Source organism: Chloroflexota bacterium, assembly GCA_035652535.1.
Taxonomy (GTDB): Bacteria; Chloroflexota; UBA6077; order UBA6077; family SHYK01; genus DASRDP01.
On the sequence record DASRDP010000058.1, the window covers coordinates 64,833 to 89,827 of the forward strand.

Here is a 24,995-nt window from a genome sequence, read left to right on the forward strand (position 1 = left end):
TTCAATCCGGTTCGCCGACATCGGTATGGGTGGCCCGGGCGTAGCTCTGGACGTCCTTGTCGCCTCTGCCCGAGAGGATGACGAGGATGAGCGACCCGCGGCCCAAGTCCTCCGCGTGATTCACCACGTACGCGATCGCGTGCGCCGACTCGAGGGCCGGAATGATGCCCTCGAGTCGCGTCAACGTCTGAAAGGCCGCGAGCGCCTCGTCGTCGGTCGCGCTGACGTAGCGCGCTCGCCCGGATGACCGGAGGTAGGCGTGCTCGGGGCCAACGCCAGGATAGTCGAGGCCGGCCGATACGCTGTGAGTTCCGATTATTTGTCCGTCGGCATCCTGCAGGACAAACGACCGGCTTCCGTGGAGAATGCCAGGCGACCCTGCCGAAAGCGTCGCCGCGTGCGCGCCGGTGGCGAGCCCTCGACCGGCCGCCTCCACGCCGATCAGCTGGACGGAGGGATCATCGACGAAGGGCATGAACGACCCGATCGCGTTGCTGCCGCCTCCAACGCAGGCGACCACGGCCTTCGGCAATGCGCCGAATCGCTCCAGGCATTGATACCGCGCCTCCCAACCGATGACCGACTGGAAGTCGCGCACCATCAAGGGGTACGGATGCGGGCCGACGGCAGAGCCCAGTAGGTAGTGGGTGGTCTCCACGTTGGTCACCCAGTCACGGATTGCCTCGTTCACCGCGTCCTTGAGCGTGCGCGTCCCACTCGTAACGGGCCGCACGTCTGCGCCGAGGAGTCGCATCCGATAGACGTTTGGCGCCTGGCGCTCGATGTCTTCGGACCCCATGTAGACGATGCATTCGAGCCCGAGCTTGGCACAGACCGTTGCCGCCGCGACGCCGTGCTGGCCCGCGCCGGTTTCCGCGATGATGCGCCGCTTTCCTGTTTTCAGTGCCAGAAGAGCCTGGCCCAGCGCGTTGTTGATCTTGTGCGCGCCCGTGTGATTGAGATCCTCCCGCTTCAGGACGATCCGGAGCTCGTTGCCCGCTAATTCTGATAGGCGCGGCGCCTCGTAGATCGGCGTGGGGCGCCCCGAAAAATCGCGGCCGAGCTGGTCGAGCTGCATCCAGAACTCGGGATCGCCCCGGACCTCCAGATAGGCGCGCGCGAGCTCCTGCGCGGCGGGGATCAGCACTTCGGGCACGTAGGCCCCGCCGAACTCGCCGAAATGTCCGTCGAGCCCCGTCGATTCAATGCTCTCGACCAGGCTCGGGCGCCAGTAGCTCGGAAGGCGCATCGATGTGGGCGCGATCATACCCGCGCGCCTCGCGCCGCGGCGAGGAACCGCTCGATCAGCTCGCCGCTCTTCACGCCGTCACACTCGACGCCGGAGCTCACGTCCACGCCCCACGGAGCGGACAGTTCGATGGCGCGCTGGACGTTCTCCGGCGTCAGTCCGCCCGCGAGGAAGCCGTCCGCGACGGCGCGGCGGACGAGCGTCCAGTCGTACGTCTGGCCGGTTCCGCCATAGCGTCCGGGAACGTTCGCGTCCACCAGGATGCGCTCGGCGCCGAGGGCCGCGGCGCTCGGGACGTCGATCTCTGCGTCGTCGCGATCATCTTCGGGCTCCGATGACGCAGCTCCGACGTGCCGCGCCGCGCTTCCGACGGCCACTCGCGGGGCGTGTAGCGGAATCCGAACGGCCTTGAAGACGGGCGCGTTCACGCGCCGAATGTACTCGGTAGGCTCCTCACCGTTGAGCTGAACGACGTCCAGCCCGGCGATCTCGCGTGTCCGCTCGACCACGCGGAGGGGCTCGTTGACGAAGACGCCGACGGCCTTCCACCCCCGGGGTCGCGCGTCCCGCAGGTCGCGAATCAGGCGCGCAGCGCTGGGGACCGAGATGGCCCGGATGCTGGGCGGATAGAAGACGAACCCGAGAAACTCGGCCCCCGCGTCGATGGCGATCAGCCCATTCGCGCGGTCCGTGATCCCGCAGATCTTTACCGCGGTCATGGAAACGCCGCCGTGACGGAGACGTGGCCCAGGAGCTCGGCGAGCTTTGCCGCGGGGTCCGCCGCCGTGACGAGGGCCTCCCCGACCAGAACGGCGTGCGCTCCCGCGGCGACCACGCGCTCGACGTCGGCGCGCCGCGTGATGCCGCTCTCGCTCACCACGAGCGCCTCGTCGGGAATGAGCGGTCTGAGTCGCTCCGTCGTCCGGAGATCCACGCGGAAGGTCGCAAGATCGCGATTGTTGATGCCGATGATCGCGGCATCGAGGGCAACGGCTCGGCGCACTTCCTCCTCGGTGTGCGTCTCGACGAGGGCGTCCATCTCGAGGTCGCGGGCTGCCTCCATGAGCCGGGCGAGCTGCTCGTCTGAGAGCATCGCCACGATGAGCAGCACGGCGTCCGCGCCGAGCGCGCGCGCTTCGGAAACCTGGTACGCGGTGATGACGAAATCCTTGCGGAGGATCGGCGCATCGATCCGCGCGCGCACCGCCCGCAAGTCGGCATCGGAGCCGGAGAAGAATCGCTCGTCGGTCAGCACCGAGACGGCCGCCGCGCCGCCGTTCACGTACCGCTGGGCGACGATCGACGCGTCGGCGTGGGGCGCGAGATCGCCCTTGGCGGGGGATCGACGCTTGACCTCGGCGATGACCTGCGTGCCGGGGCGTCGGAGCGCCGACGAAAGGCTGCGCGGCGGCGGCGCCGAATCGCACTCCCGGAGGACGTCGTCCAGCGAGCGGCGCCCCTCCCGCTCGGCGACCTCGCGCTCCTTATGGGCTCGGATCTCGTCGAGAATTGTCATCGTGTGCCGGTTCCTCAGCTCGCCGGCGCTGGCTTTAGGCGCTGCGATACCTCGGCCACGTGCTCCAGCTTCCGCTGTGCCGAGCCGTCATCGATGACGCCTCGCGCGACGTCGAGTCCTTCTTCGATGGATTTCACGCGATCCGCGGCCAGCATGGCTGCGGCGGCGTTCAGCTCGATGACGTTGCGGTATGCGCTCGGCTTACCCGCCAGGATCGTGCGCGCGATGACGGCGTTCTCCTTCGCGTCCCCGCCCAGGATCGCGTGCCGAGGCGCGCGGGCGTACCCATAGTCGGCGGGGTTGAGGGTCCAGTGCCGGACGGCTCCGTGCTCCACCTCGAACACGGCCGTTGGCCCGGAGAGGGAGATCTCGTCCATCCCGTCGTCCCCGCGCACGACGAGGGAGTGCACGCTTCCAAGCCGGCGCAGCACTTCGGCCATCTTCGGCGCCAGCTCGGCCACCGGCACGCCGAGAAGCTGGTGCTGGGCCCGCGCCGGATTCGTCAGGGGCCCGAGGACGTTGAAGACGGTCCGGACCCCGATCTCCCGCCGCGGTCCCGCGGCCGTGGCCATGGCCGGATGGTAAGCGGGCGCGAAGAGGAAGCAGACGCCGGTCTCGCGCAGGCATTGGGCCGCCTGCTCCGGCGGAAGATCGCAGACGACCCCGAGCGCCTCGAGGAGATCAGCGCTGCCCGCGCGGCTGCTGATCGCTCGATTGTGGTGCTTGGCGATGTGCACGCCCGCCGCGGCGGCGACGATGGCCGCGATGGTCGAGATGTTGATGGTTCCCTTCCCGTCACCACCCGTACCGGCGGTGTCGAGCACCGGCCCGTCGGTCACCACCTGGAGGGCCGCGTCGCGCATGACGCGCCCGAGACCCGTCATCTCTTCGATCGTCTCGCCCTTCATGCGCAGGGCCACGGCGAAGGCGCCGATCTGGGCAGGGGTCGCGGAGCCGCCGACGATGTCGGCCATGGCCTCCGAGGCCTCCTGCTCGCTGAGATCGACTCGCTCGACGACCTTTGCCAGCGCTTCGCGAATTCCCATTCCGCTCGCCTCCTCGACCCTGTCCCTAGCCTCGCGACGCCGTCGACGCCACCGGTTCCTCGATCCCGTCCGTGCCGAATGTCCGTGCAATGTCCAGAAAATTGGCCAAGAGCTGCTTTCCCTCCGGCGTGAGCGCCGATTCCGGATGGAACTGGACGCCCTCGACCGGAAGCTGCCGGTGCCGGACCCCCATGATGACCCCGTCAGCGGTGCGGGCGGTGACTTCCAGGCACGCGGGGACCGTCCCGGGCTCGATGACCAGCGAATGATAGCGGGTTGCGATGAACGGATTTGGGAGCCCGCGATACACCGACCGTCCGTCGTGCTGGATCGCCGAGACTTTTCCATGGAAGAGCGCGGGGGCGCGCACGATCCGTCCTCCAAAGACCTCGCCGATGGCCTGGTGTCCCAGACAGACCCCGAGGATCGGCGTGGTCGGGGCGAAACGGTCGATGACGCGTGGGGTTAAGCCCGCCTCGGAGGGGCGACCGGGTCCGGGCGAGACCACGATGGCCTGTGGGCGTGCCTCGGCCAGCTCGTCCAGGGAGAACCGGTCGTTTCGCCGCACCGTGACCGCTGAGCCCAGCTCGCTCAGGTACTGGAAGAGGTTGTAGGTAAACGAGTCGTAGTTATCGACGAGAAACACGCGGATCTCGGTGCTCTGGGAGGAAGCGGGCCCGGGCCCGACGACGCGTTCAGCCATGGGTCATCTCCCGCACGCCGGAGGCGATGCCCCCCATCTCGGCGGCGGGCGCGAGCGGCTCCGCCCGGCCGCCCTCGGGCCGCGCGGTGAGGCCCTCGGCGAGCTGTACGCTGGTCAAGAGCGCCTGGGCCTTGGAGACGCACTCGTCGTATTCGGCCGCGGGATCGGAGTCCGCGACGATGCCCGCTCCCGCCTGGACGTGGGCCACGCCGTCGCGGACGATGGCGGTCCGAATCGTAATGGCCGTTTCCAGGTTGCCGTTGTACCCGAAGAACCCGATAGCCCCTCCATACGCCCCGCGCCCCTCGGGCTCCAACTCGGAAATGATCTGCATCGCGCGGATCTTCGGCGCGCCGGACAGTGTCCCGGCGGGAAAGCACGCGCGTAAGGCGTCGATCGGTCGGAGGTCTTTGCGTAGCCGCCCGACTACGTTCGACACGATGTGCATCACGTGCGAGTACCGCTCCACGGACATCAGATTGTCCACGTGCACCGTACCGGGCACGCACACGCGTCCGATGTCATTCCGACCGAGATCGACCAGCATAACGTGTTCGGCGCGCTCCTTTTCATTGGCCAGCAGCTCGCGCTCGAGGGCGTCGTCTTCTTCCCGGGTCGCGCCGCGCGGCCGCGATCCGGCGATCGGGTGGGTCGATACCTGGTCGCCGTCGACGAGAACGAGGAGCTCCGGCGACGATCCCACGAGCTGATAATCCCCGAAATCGAGGAGGTACATGTAGGGTGAAGGATTGACCATTCTGAGCGCGCGGTAGATGGCCAACGCCGACGCCCGCGTCCTGACCGCGAAGCGCTGCGCCAGGACCACCTGAAAGATGTCGCCCGCCGCGATGTAGTCCTTCGCGGTGGAAACGTGTTCTTCGAACGCGCTCCGTGGCATGTTGCTGTCCGCGACGGGGGCGCGCAGGGGTCGGGATGGCACGTCCGCGAGCACCGCGTCGCCGCTCGCGAGTGGCTCCGCCGTTCTCAGCCGCGCCACCACGGCGTCGATCCGTTCGACAGCGGCCGCGTATTCGGCCCGAACGTCGCCCTGCAGGGGAACGTGGGACACGACCTTGATCGTGTGCTTTACGTGATCGAAGACGACGAGCGTGTCGCAGATGGCGAGCTGTCCCAGGGGCAGATCGTATGGCGCGGGACGGGATGGCCCGACCTCCTCGTAGGCGCGAATCAGATCGAATCCGAGGTAGCCGAGCGCGCCGCCATGAAAGCGCGGCAGCCCGTCGACGGCGACCGCCACGCGCTCCTTGAGACGCTCGTCCACGATGGCAAGCGGGTCAGGGCACGGCTCGCGCCTTGTCTGGCCGTCTCCGACGATCTCGACCTCGCCGTCGAGGAATCGCAAGGATTCGCGCGGGTGTGTCGCGATGATCGAGTAGCGCCCCTGCCGCTCGCCGCCCTCAACGCTCTCGAGCAGGAAACTGGGTGAGCGTCCTCGCAGCTTGACGTACGCCGATACCGGCGTCTCCGTATCGGCGATGCATTCCCGATAGACGGGGAGCAGGGAGCCGCGATGACGAAGAGACAGCGCGGCGTCGAGGGACGGCGTGTGGATCGTCGCGAGAGACGCAAATTCGGTCGAAGGGCGGGAGGTCATCGCGCCGCCGCCATCGCGAAGTAGTCGAGGTGCATCGCACGCTTCATGGCGCGCACAGTCGCCGCCGCCTCGGCGCGGGCGCGCTCGCTACCGGTCACGATAATGTGGTCCACGAGGTCCGGATCGCTCGCGAACTCGCGCCGACGGGCCCTGATGGGCTCCAGGAACTCGTTCAAGGCGTGGGCGAGCCGTCGCTTCACCTCCACATCCCCGACCGTCCCCGCGCGGTAGCGCCGCTTCAGGCTGGCGACCTCCGCGCGGTCGGGATTGAACGCGTCGTGGTAGGCGAAGACGGGATTCCCGCGCACGTGGCCCGGGTCCGTCGCATGGATGCGGGTCGGGTCCGTGTACATCCCCATCACGCGACGAGTCACCGTCTCCTCGTCGTCTGACAGGTAGATGGCGTTGTTGAGGGACTTACTCATCTTCCCTCGCCCGTCGGTGCCCGGCAGCGTGCCCACGCGACCCACCAGGGCCTGCGGCTCGGGGAAAACGTTGCCGTACAGGGAGTTGAACCGACGGGCGATCTCGCGGGTCAGCTCCACGTGAGAGACCTGGTCCTTGCCCACCGGAACGATCTCTCCCCGCACCATCAGGATGTCGGCCGATTGCAGGACCGGATAGGAGAGCAAGCCAAGCGACGCGGTCTCCAGCTTCAGGTCGCGAACCATGTCTTTCAGGGTGGGCATCCGTTGGAGGCGAGGCACCGAGACCAACATGCCGAAGAGGAGGGCGATCTCCGCGACTTCGGGGACCAGCGACTGGAGATAGATGGTGCTTCGCGTCGGATCAATTCCGACGCTGAGGTAGTCCAGCACCAGCTCGCGAATATTGCGCCGAATGGGCGATGGATCGTCGTAGGCGGTCGTGAGAACGTGCAGGTCGGCGATGATGAAGAAACACTCGAACTGGTCCTGGAGCCGCACCCGGTTCTCCAGCGTGCCGACGTAATGACCCAGATGCAACGGGCCTGTCGGTCGATCGCCCGTCAACAATCGCCCCGTCGCCATCGCTCGATCTCCCAAATAAATCAGCGCCGTGCCGAAAACAAAAAGCCCTCGTCCCGATTCAGGGACGAGGGAACCCTCGTGGTGCCACCCTTATTCAGCCGCGCCGTGCGCGACCCTCACCGGCAGGGGACTGGATGCGGCTCCAACGCCGCCAGCCCTGCATGCCACCGCACAGGTAACGGTTGCGGTTCCGTCAGCGCCTACGCATCGCCGCGGCGTCGGGCCGCCATCGACTTCGGGCTGCGACTCCGAGATCCATTCCGCGCACCGGTGTCTACCGGGGTCCTGGTCGCCAGGACGGCGCCGCTTCGGCCGGCTCCCACCAACCCGGCTCGCTGGGCGGCCAGCGCCGCGTACTCGTTCTCTTCTCAGTCGTTGCTCTTGAGTTTCGCAAATTATCCGCGAGCCTGTTGGCGTTCGTCAACTCGCTGGTTCATCCTGCGTGCCGAGCTGGGACCGGGCGCCGAGCTGAGATCGGTGGATGCACGTATAGCTCGGACCCTCGCGTCGCAGATCGCTCCGGATGAGGTCGATGCTCTCGCAGCGGAACGGCTGGAGGGCGGCCAGCGCGGAGGATGCCGTGGCACGACCTTTCAGTGCGCGGTGCATCGCCTCCGAGCGGGCGGCGGGCTCCCGCCGATTGGCCCGACCGAGGGTCAGGTGCGGGTGGAAGTCGGACGGCTCCCACCTCACCCCGGCCTCGGCCAAGGCGTCCACGAGGCCGCGCTGGAGTAGCCCCAGCGATCCCGGGGGGAGATCTCGGACGCCTGCCCAGATCACCCGGAGTGAGCGAGGGGAGCCGAAGGAGCCGAGCTCGCCAGGCTCCAGGCTAAAAGCCGGCCGTCCCGTGCAAACCGCCTCCATGCTCCGATGTACGCGATCCAGGACCGCCTGCGGCTGTGCCCCGAGGAACAGGAGCGTCAGGTGCATGAGCTCCGGCTTGACCCAGCGAGCGAACCCGGGGACCGCCGCCTCGAGCGCCTGTTCCTCCCGGACCAGCGCTTCGCGCCATGCTGTCGGCAGCTCGATGGCGATGAAGAGCCGCAGGCGGTCGTCGGTCATCGCATGCGACGCAGGTCGGGAGCGGACACGAGCATCCAGAGGGCGAGCAGCGCGCAGGCGCCGCCCATCAGGGCGACGGTGTGGGGGGCGCCCAGCGCCGACGCCATCGCCCCCGCCACCAGGCTCCCCAGGGGAACCAGACCGCGGCTGAGAAAATACACGCCCATGACGCGCCCGCGAATCGCCGACGGCGTGTGGACCTGCAACAGGGTGTTCGCCTGGGTGCCATAGGTGACGTTGCAGAGCCCGCTCAGCGCCATCAGCCCGAGGGAGACCACGAACCACGGCGACGCCGAGAAGCCGACCAGCGCGAGGCCGAAGATGGCTGCACCAAGGAGCATCAGTAGGCCCTGGCGGCCGGTATTGCCAACCGTCGCTACCGCGAAGGCGCCCACCAGGGCTCCCAGCCCGACAAACGTCAAGAGCAAGCCCTGCCCGGTCGCCCCGACGTGCAGGATGTCCCGAGCGAAGACCGGCATCAAGCTGGTGTAGGGCTGGCCCAAAAACGACGGGACCAGCACGATGAGGATCACGCTCCGGACGGCGCGGTTCGCCCAAATGTATCGTCCCCCCTCGATGGTGCTGCCGAGAATCGAGCCGTCACCCCTGCCCCTCGCGTGGCCGGTCTGCTCGCGCGGATCGGGCACGTTCATCTGGACCGTCCAGACAGTGGCCACAACAAAGATGACGCCCTGCAAGATGTAGGACCCGCCCACGTCGAAGGCCGCGATGAGTACGCCCGCCAGGGCTGGCGCCACGCTCCGGCTCGCGTTGAAGACCATCGAGTTCAGCCCGACCGCGTTGGCCAGGTGCGCCTCGTCGACGAGGTCGGAGATCATCGCCTGGCGCGCGGGCTGCTGGAAGGACATCACCACGCCCGCCAGCAGCGCAGTCGCATACACGTGCCACGGGCGGACGTGGTGGGTGACCACGAGAGCCGCCAGGACGAAGTTCAGGACGGCGTTCGTGATCTGGGCGATGACGAGCTGCGCCTTTCGGCCGTGACGGTCGGCCACGGCCCCCGCGACGACGCTGAACAGGATGAGGGGGATGGCGCGGCTGGCGCTGACGAGACCCAACTGGAGCGGCGAATTCGTCAGCTCGTACATGAGCCAGCCTCTCGTGACCTGGTCCATCCACTGGCCAGAGCTGGCGGCGGCCTGCCCCAGCCATAGCAAGCGGAAATCCCGGAACTGCAAGGCTTCGAACGTGCGGAGGCGCAGAATGGACGTCAGCGTTGGTCGATGGGACGAGGCGAGAGCGCGCATCCCCCTCATGCGAGGGCGACGCCCGTCCTTCGAGGTATCGGCGCCGACGCTGACCTCGTCGGCCGCCACTAGTGACCTCGGCCGTTAGGCCTCGTCGACTCGCTTCGCCCGGGCGCCTGCCGCCGCTGAAGCTGAATTGCCCCGCGCAGCGCCTCGAGCCCGCGAACGAGCGCCCGTCGCTCGGGCGCCGTCATGTGGTCCATCAGGTCGCGCAGCCGATCTTCGGCGGCCACGCCGGCGAAGCGGGCGGCCGCGCGTCCGCTTTCGGTGAGTGCCAGCCACACCTTTCGGCGGTCAGTCGGGTCATCCCTACGCTCGATCCACCCGCGCTCGACCAGCACGTCAACGATCTGGGTGAGGGTCGGGAGTCGCACCGAGATCGCTCGTGCCAACTCGCCGGCCGTTCGGTCTCGGTGCTCGAGCGCGCGAACGGCATAGAATTGCGTCGACGAGATCGTGTCGCCCTCCGCGTTGACGGGCACGTCGGTGCCCACCGCCCGCCGAAGGGACGGTAGACAATCCAGGACCCGGGCGACGTCGCTTGTCAGGTTCGGCTCTAACATTTCAGGTCCGGAACCATTTGCTGCAACATCCTATCCGGGCGCCGCGCGTCCCGCAAGGGGCGCGGATTTGGCTGTGGTATGATTCCGCCGCCCGCGGAGGAATTCACACGACGTACCGTGCCTATGCGCCGCTCCGTCGTTAGCCCATTCTCATGATCGATCTGCTGGTCTTCACGCTCCTCACCGCCGCCTGCGTCCTCCTCGTCCGGCGTGTCCGCCTTCTCGGCTTCGCCGCCCTTCGGCCCCCAACAGGGCTGTTCGCTTCAATGGCCGCGCGAATCGCGGGGCCCGAGGAGACGGAGGCGCACCCACCCCCCCTGCGGCCCACGCCCCCGATCGCGGCTCCGCCCGTGACCGCCGACGAGGAAGCTCCCGGATGGGCGACGGCCCCGCCGTCCCGCGAGCCGGAGGCCGTCGCGGAGGGCGCGGTCGCCCCGCCGTATCCGCTCTCTCGGCGGCTCGCCGTCTCCTGGATCGCCGCCGCCGGGCTCTCCACCGCCGCGATCCTCTTCCAGCACCAGCTCTGGCTGAATCAGGACAATCTTCGGCCGTTCTGGGCGCTGCTCGCTACCTCGACGGCCGCGGCGCTGGCGCTATGGATCGGAGCACGCTGGCCCCAGTCCCTGCCAAGCAGCGGAGGCGCAGGGCCGCCCGGCGCCAACCGCGTCGGCATGTGGCTCGCGCGACGCGCCCCCGCGATCTTTGCCCCCGGCCCGCGGCGTTCGGCGGTCACGGGCGTGCAACTCCTCGTCGCGGCGGCGGTCGGCGCGGCTGCCTCGATCGGGCTCTTCTGGACCGAGCGCCACGGCGGAATCGCGTGGGTCCTGTACGTCGCGGCGTGCGTGCTCTTCCTTGTGGGCGTCTGGCTCCTGACTCGAGCGACCGTCGAGGGACTGGTCGGAAGCTGGCAACGCTCGGACTCGATCGCTATCGGAATCGCCCTGCTGTCCGCCTTCGTCGCGCGGACGTGGTCGCTGAGCGACGTGCCGCGCGGTGTGTGGTTCGACGAATCGTTCCATGCCATCTCGATCGCCATGCGTGTGATGCAGGACCCCACATATCGGCCGATCTGGCTGCCCGGAATCGCGCCGGAGGCCGCCGCATACTGGTTCCTGACCATTCCCTTCCTTGCCCTCTGGCCCCACGACCCCATGGCCATTCGCTTGCCCGCCGCCATCAGCGGGACGCTCGCGGTGGGGGCCGTCTATCTCCTGGCCCGGGGCCTCTTCGATCGACGCGTCGCCATCGCGGCCGCGGGGCTGAGCGTCGGGCTGGTCTGGCAGCTCAATTTCAGCCGGATCGCATTCAACGCGATGAGCTCGGTGTTTCTCGACACCTTTGCCGCCGCGCTCTTCGTCGCCGGGTTGAAGCGGAGGAACACGTTCGCGTTCGCCGCTGCGGGACTCTCCCTCGGCGTCGGCTTCAATTTCTACTACACGACGCGCGTCGCGATTGCGGTCCTCGCGGTGGTCGCAGCGCACCGGATCCTCTTCATGCGCCTGGCGTTCTTCCGCGATTACTGGCGAGGCATCGCGCTCTTCCTCGTCGGCATCGTCCTCGGGGCGAGCCCGATTCTCGAGTACGGCGTGCAGCATCCGGACGAGTTCAACCAGCGCATGGGCCAGGTCACCGTCATGACGGAGATCCGCCAGGCGAATAGCTGGCAGCCTCTCGTCAACAACGTGCGGGCGCACCTCCTGATGTTCGACGTTCGCGGCGACCCCAACGGGCGCCACAACTGGACCGGGCGGCCGATGTTGAGCCCCGTGATCGGTGCCATGGCCGTCCTGGGGCTGATCCTCGCGCTGTCGCAGATCGCTCGATGGACCTATGTGCTTCCGCTGGCGTGGTTCGTGCTCATGCTGGCAGGAGGCGTATTCTCCGTGACGTGGGAGGCGCCGCAGGGGCTTCGAACGATCGACGAGGTAACCGGCGTCGCCCTATTCGCGGGAATCGGCATGGGCGCCCTGTGGGGGACGCTGCAGGCCCTTCTCGGCGGCGCCCTGCGCACGGTGCCCGTCGGCGCGATCCCGGGCGCGCGCGTGGGCGGGGGCTTGCGCCTGCGCCTCGCCGGGGTCGTTTCCGGCATCCTTGCCATCGCGCTGGTCAGCGGCACCAGCGCGACGGAGATCAGCCGCTACTTCACCGTGCAGCAGCGAGACAACCGCACCTGGGGCGAGTTTCTCACGCCGCAGGCCGAGGCGGCTCGCCGGATCAATCGGGTGCCGACCGACTGGAAAGTGCTCGTCGACCCCTTCTTCGCCGGCGATCCCAGCGTCCAGTTCCTGCTGAACCCAAAGCGCGACCTCGTCCCCTTCGAGCGGACCGATCTGCCGGTCACGGGGGCGGGAGCCGCGGCCATCTTTCTTTCTGACCGTGAACCGTCTCTCGCCGACCGAATCGCTCAGCTCTACCCGACAGCCCAGGAAGACACCGTCACGACCCCCAGCGGCGACCACATCGGGATGTACGAATTTCAGCTCGGGCCCGAGGACATCCAGGCGACGGAGGGGGTTCTCGCGCACTATGGGGTCGGCGACCGGAGGATGGACCGGCGTGAAGCGCGCCTCGATTTTCCCTGGCCAGCCTCGACGCCGATGCCGGCGCCGTTTCCGGCGTCCTTCGAAACCACCCTGAGCGCGACGACGTTCGGGAGTTATCGCTTCCGATTGGAGGGCCCGGGCGATGCGACCGTGACGATCGACGGCGCTCGCGTCGTCAGGGGCGGCCAGGAGGCGGCAATTGCGCTGGCGAAGGGGCCCCACGCGCTCCGGGTCGACCTCTCCGACGCCGGTTTGGCGCCACTCCGCCTCCTCTGGGCGCCTCCGCAGCAGGAGCTCGGGGACGTCCCCATCGACGTGCTGCACGCGCCGCCAGTCCGGGTGACCGGGCTCCTGGCCAAGCTGTACAACGGCCGCGAGCCCACGAGCCAGCCAGCGATTGAGGAGATCGATCCCTCGGTCGATATTCGCGTGAACGCGATCCCGCTGCCCCGCCCGTACAACGTCGAGTGGACCGGATCGATCCTCGCGCCGCAGGATGGGACGTACCGGTTCGGTACCAACAGCATTGACTCCAGCACCCTCTGGATCGACGGCCAGCAGGTCCTGACGAATACCGCACCCAACGCCATGGTCGAGGGGACGATCCAGTTGAGCGCGGGCTGGCACGACATCCGCGTTGGCTGGCTGGACGCGACGGGATTCACCCACATCCAGATGTCCTGGACGCGGCCGGGCGGCGCTCCGGAGACCGTGCCAAGCCAGGCCCTCCGCCCGTGGCCGCCGGCGGTCATCGCCGAGGCGCAGCCATCTGACGCGGATGTCGCGCAGGCCGCCGCCCTCCTGTCATCGCAGCCGATCGCGCGCGGGGAAGCCCCCCAGGCGCCCACGAGCGGCACGGTTCTGGCAGGGTCCACTGCCCTCTCTCAGCCGCGGGGCGTGACCGTCACCCCGGACGGTACGACGTACATCGCCGACGCCGGGCGCCGTGCCATCATCGAGATCCCGCCCGACGGCGGGGCGCCGCGCGCCCTGGCGCAGGGTCAGTTGAAGGAGCCGTCGGCGGTCGCGGTCCTGCGCGACCGAACGGTCCTGGCGCTCGACGCCGGTGCCGGGGCCATCTGGCGGATCGACATGGACACCGGGAAACTCGGCGACCGCTTCGCGCCGGATCAGGGCTTCTACGGGCCGCGTGGCATCGCGGTCGCGCTCGACGGTCGCGTCGCGGTGGCGGACACCGGCAACAATCGGATCGTCATCATTCCATCGACGGGCTCCGGTGCCCAGGTGATCGGAGGCCTTCGAGAGCCAACCGACGTGGCCTTTCTGCCGGATGGGAGCTTGTTGGTCGCGGAGACCGGCGCGAAGCAGATCACCATCGTTCGGTCGGATGGCGGTCGAGTCTCGAGCTGGCCCATGCCCGAGGCCTATACCGTCGTCGGTCCGCACGTTGCCGTGCTGCCGCGCGGGGGCTGGGTGGCCACGGCGCCCGAAGCGCGAACGCTGCTGCGGATGGCGCCGAACGGTCGGGAGCCGCAGCAGTGGGGAGTCGACACCGGGTTCAAGAAGCCCGTCGGCATCGCCGTGAGCGCGCAGGGGATCGTCGTGACGGACACCGACGCAGGAACGGCCACGACCTACCGAGCGCCGTGACGGAGCTGTGGGCAGCGCCCGGAATCCGGGCTTGGGGCATTTGGCGGCGAGGTCCATTGCTGGAGACCCTGGGCCGGGCCCCCGGATGAGGGCGACTCGCGTTGTCAGCCTCGGGTTGCTCGCGACGGGGGCCGCCCTCTGGTACGCTGGCGCCGAGATCCACTACACCGACCCCTCACGCTACGATGAGGGCTCCTTCCGGCTTTTCGCGGCGCTCGGGGCCGTCACGCTGGCCAGCCTCATGGACGTGGCGTCGACGCGGGGTCGAACGGCGTTGCCGCGGATCCCATCCCGGCGGCTCTGGCTCGAAATCGGCCTGATGATCGCGCTGCTGGTCCTCGCGTGGTACATGCGCACCCGGTTCGTGAGCTGGGTCCCGCCCGGCGACGATGTCGGATACGAAGAGGCCCAGACGGGCGGGATCGCCTACGGAATGCTGATCCACGGGGATCGTCCCCTGGAATACGCCTTCACCAACTACTGGGCCACTCTCGGGTTCGTGACCGGGGGACTCACGATCGGCGCGCTGCGCGCGCCGTTCACCTGGCTTGGCATCGCATCGGTCGTCCCGACCTACCTGTTTTTCCGGGAGCTCGTTGCGTGGCGGGTCGCCGCCTTCATCGCCGGCGTCTGGGCTGTGACGCAGTGGCTCGTCGTCGCATCCCGAATCGCCGACGAGATCTTCTTCGGCGTGGCGGTGCTGCCCTTCGCGCTGTACTTCCTCGCCCGCGGGCTACGCCGGCGGAACGCTGTTTGGCTCTGCTGGGGCGGAGCGCTGTGCGGGATGCTGCTGTACGAGTACCCGTCGTACCGGTCGCTCCCCGTCATGCTCCTCGCAGCTGCCTTACTCGCGGCCGCGTGGCACGCGGCTCGACTCGCGACGCGCCGGCTCAGCATGGCGGATGCCCTTCGGACAGCTCGGGCCTGGGTGTTTCCACTCGTCGCCTTCGGCTTCAGCGCCATCATCGTTGCGACACCGCTTCTCACCTTCGAGCTTCACGGCGGTGGGTTCCTCCTCCAGGACGTTCAGCGGCACGAAGCGTCGCGGGCGGGCGGCGGCCTGATCTCTCGGAACTCGGTCACGCGGCTCGAGTCGCTCGCCCGGGGCTACTTTATCGGCGGGGCTCCCCAGGAGATCCGCCTCAATCTCCCGGCATTCCCGTACGTCGACCACGTGACCGGCGCGCTACTCGCCCTCGCGATCCCCTACGCGGCGATCAACATTCGCCGCCCCATTCTCGCCTTCGCATCGGCGTGGCTCGGCGTCATCCTCCTAGTGGGCGGCGTCGTGCCGTCCAACTACTACGTCCCGCGATTCACCGCGGCCCTGCCGGCCATCTTCGTGCTCATCGCGGCGGTGGTCCAGGCGCTCGCGCAGCGCCTGGATCGCGTGCGGGTTAGGCTCGGGCGGATCCCCGTCGGCGGCGCGGTGCTCGCGGCTCTCTGGGCTGCGTGTGTGGCGGCCAACGTCTCAAGCATGAACGCGTGGGCCGCCGACACGCAGGTGCTGCAGGCGTACGGCGACCCGACGTTTGGAGCCTGCGTCGAGATGGCCCAGACGCCCCCGGGCGAGCCGGTGTTCACGTGGATGCAGGGACGCGATGTCTCGTTCCTCTACCGGCCGAGCGACTACACGTGGGCCTGCCCGAACCCTGCTGGCGCGCCGCTACGGTCGCTGTCCCAGATCCGCGATCTGCCCCGACCGTCGAGCGTTGTGGTGGTCGATCCCGAACGATATGCGCGTGATCTCGAGCCGCTTCTCTCGATGCTGGACCAGAAGTCAGCGCGCATCGGCTCCGACGGCACGTACACCGTCGTGCGGTACGAGCTTCGGTAGCGATGCACGATGGGGATTGACCAGATGTCCCCACGGCGGGGCTCCACGCGCGCTCGGGCCCCGCGCTTCGCTGGCCGATGCGGCTTCGGCCGAAGTAGCCCGGGGGAGGGCTCGACCGCGGCCAACGCATGGGCTCAAGAGACTCAATCAGGTACCATGAAAACCGCATGAGCAGCGAAGACCCCCACGTCTACGCGCGGCAGCAGGGCGATCCCCCATCGTCGCCCCCGGTGACTCGCCTCGGACCGCAGGATCCGCCCTCATCCGCCATCGAAGGTTCCCCGGCAGCTCCGCATGCGACGTCGATCGACGGCGACTCGCCGCGCCCACGCGACGCTTTCGACGACGCGGAGCGCGGACTGAACGGCAGCTCGGCTGACGTGGAAGGCGGACGGGAACCGGACGGCCACCGGGAGCGATGGCGCGTCCGGCGCGCCCTGGCGAGCATGCGGGCACCACGGCTGCGGCTCGCCCGATCGACGCGAATCGTCGTGGGGCTCCTCATCATCGCCGCCGCGCTTCGGCTCTACGGCCTGGACTGGGACCAGGGACATCACCTGCATCCAGACGAGCGATTCGTCACCGGCGTCGCGGCCGGGCTCAAGCTCCCCAGCCTCGACCACTACTTCGATACCGCGACGTCGCCCCTAAACCCAAACCGACCGCAGGGCGGATCGTACGTGTACGGGACGTGGCCGCTGTTCGTGGTGCGGGTGAGCGGGGAGATCGTGAGCGACCTCGTCCGCGTCGTGATCCCGCAAGGGGACGCGTCCGGACTTCTCCAGCATCTTCGTGAGCTGACGAGCTATGACAACATCTATCTCCTGGGACGGGCATGGTCCGCCGTCGCGGACGTGGCGACGATCTTCGTCATCTACCTCATCGGGCGTCGGCTGTACGGCGCGGCCGTCGGCGTCCTGGCAGCCGCGCTCGCCACATTCACCGTGCTTCAAATCCAGACGGCCCACTTCTTCACCGTTGAGGCGCCCCTCACCCTCTTCGTCACGCTCGCCTTCTACTACGCCGTGCGCGCGTCCGCTTCCAACGCCCTTCGGGACTGGAGCCTCTTCGGGGTCATGATGGGGTTGGCCGCGGCGACGAAGCCGACCGCGCTGATGCTTGCGGTCGTCGCGGGCGGCGCGGCCGTCCTGCTCTGGTATCGCACGGCGCGGCTCGGGGCGCACCCCGAGCGCCGGCACCGGCTTGCCGAGGACATCGCCACCGGCCTCTTCTCCGCGGGCGCGCTCGCGTTCCTCGCGTTCCGCCTGACCCAGCCGTACACGTTCAATGGTCCAGGAATCTTCAACATCACGCTCAACCCGAGGTACGTCGAAGTCTTCAACAACTTCCAGCACATCGGTGTTGGGGACGCCGACGTTCCCTTCAACGAGGTTTGGGCCGGGACGACGCCGTACCTCTGGCAGCTCGCCCAGATGTTCCTGTGGGGAATGGGACCGCCCTTCGCCGTCGCCGCGTGGGGCGGGGTGATCCTCGCGGGAGTCCAATTCGTCCGGGATCCCCGCCGCTATTTGATCCACTCGCTGGGCTTGCTCTGGGTCCTGGCCAACTTCGCATATTGGGGCATGCAGTTCACCAAGCTCATGCGGTACATGCTCCCGATCTACCCGCAGCTCACGATCTTCGCCGCCCTCCTCGTCGTCACGATCTGGCAGCACGCTCGGCGCTCGAGACCACGCGCCGTTCGGGCAGTACCCGGACCCGACGTGCGCGGCGCCGCGTTGCAAGCGCTGCGGATCGGCGGGCGGCCATGCGGCGTGGTCGTCGTGGGCTGGACCGCGCTCTATGCCATCGCGTTCATGGCGATCTACACCAGGCCCGTGACCCGCGTGGCGGCCTCTGAATGGATCTATGCCAACGTTCCCGCCGGCGCCAGCGTCGCCAGCGAGCACTGGGACGATCGTCTGCCGCTGGGCATGACCGGCCACCAGGACACGTTCAAGGCTGTCGAGCTGCCCCTCTACGCCGACGAAACGCCGGAGAGCCGGGCGACGCTGATCTCGCGACTCGATCAGAGCGACTACATCGTCGAGTCGAGCAACCGCCTCTACGGATCGATCCCCCGCAACCCCCGTCGTTATCCGATGGGCACGCGCTACTACCAGGCGCTGTTCGACGGCGAGCTGGGGTTCGACCGCGTCGCGGAGTTCACGTCACGCCCGACAATCCTCGGCTTCGAGTTCAACGACGACGCGGCGGAGGAAAGCTTCACCGTCTACGACCACCCGAAGGTCACGATCTTCCGGAAGGGTGATCGCTACACCAGCGATCAGGTCCACGCGGTCCTCGACGCGGTGCCCGTCGAGCAGGCGCTACGCGGCTTGAAGCCGATCCGCGCCTCCTCGCACGGGCTCCTCCTCGATGCGGCCACGGCGGCCGCCGACCGCGCGGGCGGAACCTGGAGCGCCATCTTCGACCGCGGCTCGCCGGCCAACTCGCTGCCGATCCCCATCTGGTACGCCACGGTCGAGGCGCTATCCGTCCTGGCGCTTCCACTGGGCTGGCTGGTCTTCCGTCGCCTCGGCGACGCCGGCTACCCGCTGGCCAAGACCATCGGCATCCTCCACATCGCCTACGTGCCCTGGCTTCTGGGGAGCCTGCACATCGTTCCCTATACGACCCTCTCCATCTGGATCGGGATGGCGTCGCTTGCCATCGCATCGGGAATCGTATTGATGCGTCACCGAAGGGCGTTCCTCGCGGACTACGCGGCGCGGGGAACCGTCATCGTGGCGACCGAGACCATCTTCCTCGTCACGTTCCTCGGATTTACCCTGCTGCGCTCCGTGAATCCGGACCTGTGGCACTCGGCCTACGGCGGCGAAAAGCCCATGGACTTCGCCTACCTCAACGCGACCATCAAGACGACGTGGTTTCCGCCGTACGATCCGTGGTTCGCGGGTGGCTACCTGAACTACTACTATTTCGGCTACGTCATCGTCGCGTCGCTCATCAAGCTGACCGGCATCGTACCGTGGGTCGCCTATAACCTGGCGATCCCAACCATCGCCGCGCTCGTCGCCGTGTCCATCGCCTCCGCCATCTACAACCTCCTCATCGCACGCCCGGACGCCCCGCGCCGTCGGCAGCTCTGGGCGATCGGCGGTGGCGTGGCCGGCGTGCTGCTGGGCATCGTCGGTGGCAACCTGCATCCGATCGGGCAGATCTTCACCTGGTTCACCAAGCTCGACCCGACGCCAGTACAGACGTTTATCCCCGGCGTGACGGGCACGTTGAGCCTGGCTCGCGGCCTGTGGATCTGGGCCACCTCCTTTGGAAATGGTCTTCCGCCCCTCAACTTCGACTTCTGGGCCCCAACGCGCGTGATCTCGACCGAGCCAACCATCCCGATCACCGAATTTCCGTACTTTACGTTTCTGTATGGAGACCTCCACGCCCACATGATCGCCATGCCCGTGGGGCTTCTCGCCGTCGCCCTTGTCATCAATCTCGTCCGGCAGCCGGCGTGGATCCCGTCCGTGGTGGGAACGGCGTGGACCGAAAGGTGTCGCGACGGCGCCGTCGCGTTGCGTACCCCCGGCGCCCTCACGTTGTTCGGAGCCGCCCTCAGCGTTGGGATCGCTCGGATGGCCAACTCGTGGGACTTTCCCACGTACCTGGGGCTCACGGGCGCGGTGCTCCTTCTCTCCGAGGCGCTTCGACGGCCGGTGGACTGGTGGGGCGCCATCATCCGCAGCGTTGTCCTCGCCGGCGCGGTTGTGGTGGCCAGCCAGCTGCTGATCTTCCCCTACCTCCAGAGCAACGAGCTGTTCTACACGGGCGTCGAGATCAATCATGCCCACACCATCGCGCTCCATTACGTGACGATACTGGGGAGCTTCCTGGCGGTCTTCGCCGTGTACCTCGGCTTTCAGCTCTGGGGACTGCGCGGTCGCATCGGTCTCGGCGTTCTCGGCGCCTTGGGGGAGATCAGCGCCCCGACCACCGCGCACTCGATCGCGTCGGCGGAGACGGCGCTTCGGCGCTCCTCCGTGCAGGGCCAAGCCGTCCCACTTCAGCGGGAGCGATCGGCGGCGATCCTTGGGGCGGTCGCCGTCTTCTTGGCAGCCCTGCTGGCCATGGCAGGGCTCCCGGTCATCGGCATATCGCTCCTCTTCGTTGCGGCGATGGCCGTGGTCGCGCTCTTGAGGCCGCTTCCCGCCGCGACCGCGTTCGCGTTTCTCCTCGCCGCGACCGGGTTCGCCATCACGTCGGGCGTCGAGGTCTTCGTGCTCAAGGGCGACCTCGGACGGATGAACACGGTGTTCAAGTTCTACCTGCAGGCGTGGCTCTTCTTTGCTATCGTCGCAGGAGCGATGCTGGCGCTCCTCACGCGTCGAGCCTGGGGATCCAATTGGCTCCGCCACGGAAGACGGCGGGTCGTTGCCGGCGCGCTTGCGCTGATCCTGGCCATCCCGTTTCTTTACACACTCCTGGGAACGCCCGTGAAGGTCAGCGCGCGGTTCGTGGACCTGAGCCCGACCATCGACGGGATGGCGTACATGCGTTTGGCGCACTATGGCGACGATAAGGGTGACATGGTGCTTCCGGACGATTACGCCGCGATCAACTGGATGTTGGACCACATTCAGGGCTCGCCGGTGATCGTCGAGGGCATCGCGCCCCTCTATCACTGGCGCTCCCGCGTGTCCGTGTACACGGGCCTTCCCACCGTCATCGGCTGGGACTGGCACCAGACGCAGCAGCGGGGCGACTTCGCGTACATGATCGAGGGGCGCCTGAAGGACACCGACAAGATCTTCACCTCGACCTCGCCCGAGGAGGTTCGCCAGCTCCTCGACCGCTATCAGGTGGCGTACGTCTACGTCGGGGGGCTCGAGCGCGCCTACTATCCAGCGACGGGGATCCAGAAGTTTGAACGCATGGTCGGTCCAGGATTCGAAAAGGTGTACGAGCAGGGGGTCGTGACCATCTACCACGTGGTGCGGAGCTCTTGACGACAATCTTGCTCGACGTCGTGCTGTGGCTCATCGCGATCGAGGCGCTCAGCCTCGCGGTCCTTCCCCTCACGCTTCGCGTGCTCTTCGCCCTGCCCGATGGAGGCTACGCCAGCGCCAAGATCCTCGGACTGATCCTGCTCGGGTACGCGGCCTGGGTAACGGGAATTCTCGGCATCACCGCTTTCACCGGCGCCACGCTGGTCGCCTTCACGGCCCTGCTCGCCGCCATCGCGTGGCTCGCCTGGGGGCGCCAGCTCCGGGCCGCGTGGACCGAGATTCGGCCGCTGGCGATCGGCGCCGAAGTCACCTTCGTGGTGGTGTTTCTCATCGCGGTCGGGATTCGCGCCTATAACGCGCCGATCGCCGGCCAGGAGAAGGAGATGGACTTCACCTTCCTCCACTCCTTGATCAAGACGGCGTCGCTTCCCGCCCCCGATCTCTGGCTGATCGGCTACGGCATGCCCTACTACTACTTCGGGTACCTGACGCAGTCGCTGCTGCCGAAGGTGCTCCCGATCGACCCGGCCGTCTCGTACAACCTCGCCCTCGCGACCGTTCTTGCTCTGGCCGCGTGCGGCGCGTTCGGCCTCGTCGCGGGTCTCGTGAAGCTCGCGGGCGGCGCCCGCCGCACGACGCTCGCCCTCGGGGCCCTCGCCGCCTTCGCGCTGACGATCATGGGCAACCTCGAGGCGTTCTTCGAGCTGATCGCCGACCACGGGCTGGGGAGCGCCGCGTTCTGGTCCGCGCTCGGCATCAAGGGACTCACGGCGAACGTCGGCGGCTTTCCGCCCGATGGAGGCTGGTGGTTCCGCGCCGCTCGAGTAATTCCCAACATTCAGCCCGATGGGATCACGGAATTTCCGTACTTCAGCTTCCTGCTCGGGGACCTCCACCCCCACTACGTGGCCATTCCGCTCGGCATCCTGATCCTCGCCCTCGCTGCGCACGAGCTGCTCGTCGCTCGTCCGTTGCGCGGCGATGCGATCCGGCTCGCCGTTGCCGCCATCGTTCTGGGCGCAGTCATCCCCTCGAACACGTGGGACGTTCCCATCTTTTGGGGCGTCTTCGCACTGGCGCTGGCCGCCTCGGCGTTGCGGAGGACAGACGAATCTCTCACGATGCGGGCGCGCGGCTGGGACCTGCTCTTTGTGGTCCTTCTCGCGGTGGTCTGCTATGCGCCCTACCGAGTCGGATACGTCGCCCAACCCCTCGGCGTCGCGCTGGTCGACGAGCGCACGATGTTCGGGTCGCTCTTCGTGCTCTTCGGTCCGCTCATCGTCCTGGCATTCGCCGGTGGGATCGTCGGGCTGCTGATGAATCACGAACCCGAGGAGCGCGGCGCCCTCGGCCGATGGGCGCTTCTGGTCGGGACAGCCGCGGGAGCCGCCCTCCTGGTCGCGCGCCAGCCTACGCTGGGATTTCTCGTCGCGTCGCTGATCTTCTGGTCGTCGATTTCCTGGCAGCGCGCGACCGGCGGCGGGTCAGCTTCGAGGGTCGCGACGGCCCTCCTCACCCTCGCCGGACTCGGGAGCATCCTGATACCGGAGGTGGTGTACCTCCGGGACGTCTTCGGCACGCGCATGAACACGGTGTTCAAGTTCTATTACGACGCCTGGATCCTCCTGGCGCTGGCGGCCCCGCTGATCCTTTGGGAGCTTGGCCTCGTCGCGCGATCCCGCGCTGCCAACGCCGCCCTCTGGGCGCGCCCGGTGGCGGCGACCGCGATCGCGGGCTCCGCCGCGCTGATCGGCGTCAGCGCCATCTACCCGGTGGCGGCGACCTGGACCAAGTCCGGGGCTTTTGCGGGTGCCGCGACGCTGGACGGGATGGTCCACATTCGAAACGGGCGCACCGACGACGCCGCCGCCATCGACTGGCTGCGGCGCCTGCGACCGACAGTAGGGGTCGTGGAGGCGGTCGGAAACGACTACTCGGATGCGGGCCGCTTCTCCACCTTTGCCGGGCTTCCAACCCTCGTCGGCTGGACCGGTCACGAGCTGCAGTGGCGCGGCACGTCGCCGGAGGTGGACGCGCGCAAGGATCTGGCCCGCCGGGTCTATACGGACCCGAACGCCAGGAGCTGGCGCCCCGAGCTGGAGCGGCTGGGCATTCGGTACGTCGTCGTGGGAAGCATGGAGCGCGAGATCTACGGACAATCCGCTGGCGCCGACCTGGGGAGCTCGCTCCCGGTGGCCCAGCGTCTAGGGAGCACAACGATCTATGAGGTTTCCGACCGCGGGCAATAGCGAATCGATCGTCGGAATCGACGGTGCCGAATCGACGTGGCCGATTCGGCTCGACCCGGCTCTGATCCCATGGCTCGCCATCGCCGCTGTCGCGGCCTTCGTGCGGCTCGTCCTCATCGACCGACTGCCCCTCTCGGACCCCGAGGCGGCCTTGGCCTTCGCCGCTTGGCGCGCCTCCCAGGGAATGGAGCCCGGGACCCTCGTCGACTTCAATGCTCCGGCCCTGAGTCATCTCATGACCGCGCTCGTGTGGATCTTCGGCGCGAGCGATGTCGTCGCTCGAATGGCGCCGGCGCTGGCCGGGGTGGCGCTTTCCCTGACGCCCGCGCTCCTCTCCGACGTTCTCGGACGCCGCGCGATGGCGGCGGCCGGCGTGCTGATCGCCACCTCGCCCATCGCCATTCAGCTCTCGCGAACCGTGGATCCCGCCGCCATCACGGCGGCGATCACCATGCTGATCGTCGGGAGCGCCGTTCGGATCGCGACAGACCGACCCCGGTGGGCTCCCTGGGCCCTCGCCCTCGGGGTCGGGCTGGGGCTCGCCGCCGCCCCGGGCGTGGTCGTCGGGCTCGCGACCGCGGGTGTCGCTGCCGCTGCGACGTGGGGCGTCTTGCCAGGCACCTGGCCAAGGACGATCACCGATATCCGGTCCACTGGCCGCCTCAAGGAGATGACTGGACCGGCGCTGCTGGGCGCTGGCGCCTTTCTCCTCTTGGGAACCGGCGCCCTCACCGATCTCGCCGGCATTGGCTTCGCCGTCGGGCCTCTCTGGGGGAATGGATTCGCACTGTTTCGTCCCGCCCCGTTCCCCACCCGTAACCTGGCGGCGCTCCTCGCGGACGCCTGGCCTCTGTTGGCGCTTGCCGCCATCGGATTCGCCCAAGAGGCCCGCAGCCCGAATCGCGTCGCCCTGTTCGTCGGACAGTGGGCGCTCCTCCTGGCGGCGCTCGCGGCGGTAACCGGGCAAGCCACCTTCGACCTGGCGCTCCTGCCCGTGGGTCCCCTCGCCGTCCTGTCGGGCATCGCGGTCGATCGAATCATCAGCGAACGCCTGGGCGTGCGGCCCGACGGGGCAGCCTGGGGCGCGGCCCTGGCGGCTTTCCTCCTCATCGGGGCCGTTCTCCTCGGCATCTCGCAGTCCGTCGGCGCGGGTAAGGTCCCCGCCCCGCCGGGCGTCGCCGGGGTCCTTGCCGTGCTGGTCGCCGTGACCGCCATGTGGTGGCGCGGCCTCGAACCACGCCAGCGGAGCGCGGCCGGCCTCGTACTGGGGACCCTCCTCATCGGCGGAGCAACCGTCGGTACGGTCATGCGCGTGAGCTTCGGCGGAAGCCCACCAGGTACCGAGCCGTTGCTGCGCGAGCAGACCGAGCCTACGCTTCGTGAGGTCTTTCGCGACATCACAATCACAGCACGGGCCGACGGGCGCGCGCTCGCCGTCGACAACGACACCCCAATGGCCGTTCAGTGGTATGGGCGAGACATCCTGCGGGTGGACAGCGTCCCGGCGAGCGGGGCGCCGCCCATCACGGTGAGTATTGCGCCGCCGATGATCGCTGGGAGCCCGCAGAATCAGCGTCGGACACCGTGGAAGACGACGTCGAGCCTCGTTCGGAGCGATCTCAAGCCGCTTGCCATCGCGCAGTGGGTGGTCGCTCGCAGAGGACTCGTGAGCGGAAAAGCGAGCGATATAATCATCTCTCAATAAGCCGGGCGTTCGAGGGGCGCTCTGATACAACAGAGCGCCCCT

At 68.1% G+C, this 24,995-nt stretch carries 15 protein-coding genes; 5 read left to right on the forward strand and 10 right to left on the reverse strand.

The window, feature by feature from the left end; translation table 11 throughout:
• Position 1 precedes the first annotated feature (1 nt).
• From trpB to VFC51_06405, 10 genes are all read right to left on the reverse strand, one after another.
• Positions 2-1,249 (reverse strand): tryptophan synthase subunit beta, encoded by a 1,248-nt coding sequence (gene trpB / locus VFC51_06360; GenBank protein ID HZT06636.1) that lies wholly within the window; start codon positions 1,247-1,249, stop codon positions 2-4.
• A 14-nt stretch (positions 1,250-1,263) separates the two neighbouring features.
• Positions 1,264-1,968, reverse strand: coding sequence for a phosphoribosylanthranilate isomerase (locus VFC51_06365; GenBank protein ID HZT06637.1), 705 nt, complete (start codon positions 1,966-1,968; stop codon positions 1,264-1,266).
• Positions 1,965-2,765: an indole-3-glycerol phosphate synthase TrpC gene (gene trpC / locus VFC51_06370; protein HZT06638.1), complete on the reverse strand. Its 801-nt coding sequence runs from the start codon at positions 2,763-2,765 to the stop codon at positions 1,965-1,967. Before trpC ends, VFC51_06365 begins: the two co-directional genes overlap by 4 nt.
• 14 nt (positions 2,766-2,779) lie before the next feature.
• Positions 2,780-3,811 (reverse strand): anthranilate phosphoribosyltransferase, encoded by a 1,032-nt coding sequence (trpD, locus tag VFC51_06375; GenBank protein ID HZT06639.1) that lies wholly within the window; start codon positions 3,809-3,811, stop codon positions 2,780-2,782.
• Positions 3,812-3,836: 25 nt separating this feature from the next.
• Positions 3,837-4,514, reverse strand: a complete 678-nt coding sequence (locus tag VFC51_06380; protein HZT06640.1) for an aminodeoxychorismate/anthranilate synthase component II — start codon at positions 4,512-4,514, stop codon at positions 3,837-3,839.
• Positions 4,507-6,129, reverse strand: coding sequence for an anthranilate synthase component I (gene trpE / locus VFC51_06385; GenBank protein HZT06641.1), 1,623 nt, complete (start codon positions 6,127-6,129; stop codon positions 4,507-4,509). Before trpE ends, VFC51_06380 begins: the two co-directional genes overlap by 8 nt.
• Positions 6,126-7,139, reverse strand: coding sequence for a tryptophan--tRNA ligase (trpS, locus tag VFC51_06390; GenBank protein ID HZT06642.1), 1,014 nt, complete (start codon positions 7,137-7,139; stop codon positions 6,126-6,128). Before trpS ends, trpE begins: the two co-directional genes overlap by 4 nt.
• Before the next feature lie 420 nt (positions 7,140-7,559).
• Entirely contained in the window at positions 7,560-8,201 is a 642-nt protein-coding gene (gene thpR, locus VFC51_06395; GenBank protein ID HZT06643.1) for an RNA 2',3'-cyclic phosphodiesterase, read from the reverse strand.
• Positions 8,198-9,469 (reverse strand): MFS transporter, encoded by a 1,272-nt coding sequence (locus VFC51_06400; GenBank protein HZT06644.1) that lies wholly within the window; start codon positions 9,467-9,469, stop codon positions 8,198-8,200. Before VFC51_06400 ends, thpR begins: the two co-directional genes overlap by 4 nt.
• Positions 9,470-9,537: 68 nt before the next feature.
• Positions 9,538-10,032 (reverse strand): MarR family transcriptional regulator, encoded by a 495-nt coding sequence (locus VFC51_06405; GenBank protein HZT06645.1) that lies wholly within the window; start codon positions 10,030-10,032, stop codon positions 9,538-9,540.
• Positions 10,033-10,184: 152 nt separating this feature from the next.
• Between VFC51_06405 and VFC51_06410 the strand changes: the two genes are divergently transcribed.
• From VFC51_06410 to VFC51_06430, 5 genes are all read left to right on the forward strand, one after another.
• A complete protein-coding gene (locus VFC51_06410) occupies positions 10,185-14,186 on the forward strand; it encodes a PA14 domain-containing protein (protein HZT06646.1) in 4,002 nt (1,333 codons plus the stop codon).
• 85 nt (positions 14,187-14,271) lie between these two features.
• Positions 14,272-16,023 (forward strand): hypothetical protein, encoded by a 1,752-nt coding sequence (locus VFC51_06415; GenBank protein HZT06647.1) that lies wholly within the window; start codon positions 14,272-14,274, stop codon positions 16,021-16,023.
• Positions 16,024-16,190: 167 nt separating this feature from the next.
• Positions 16,191-20,999 carry a DUF2298 domain-containing protein gene (locus VFC51_06420; GenBank protein ID HZT06648.1) on the forward strand — a complete coding sequence of 1,603 codons (4,809 nt, stop codon included), beginning with the start codon at positions 16,191-16,193 and terminating at the stop codon, positions 20,997-20,999.
• A complete protein-coding gene (locus tag VFC51_06425) occupies positions 20,996-23,248 on the forward strand; it encodes a DUF2298 domain-containing protein (protein ID HZT06649.1) in 2,253 nt (750 codons plus the stop codon). The genes VFC51_06420 and VFC51_06425 overlap by 4 nt, the downstream gene beginning before the upstream one ends.
• Positions 23,223-24,953: a hypothetical protein gene (locus tag VFC51_06430; GenBank protein ID HZT06650.1), complete on the forward strand. Its 1,731-nt coding sequence runs from the start codon at positions 23,223-23,225 to the stop codon at positions 24,951-24,953. Before VFC51_06425 ends, VFC51_06430 begins: the two co-directional genes overlap by 26 nt.
• Positions 24,954-24,995: the final 42 nt, after the last annotated feature.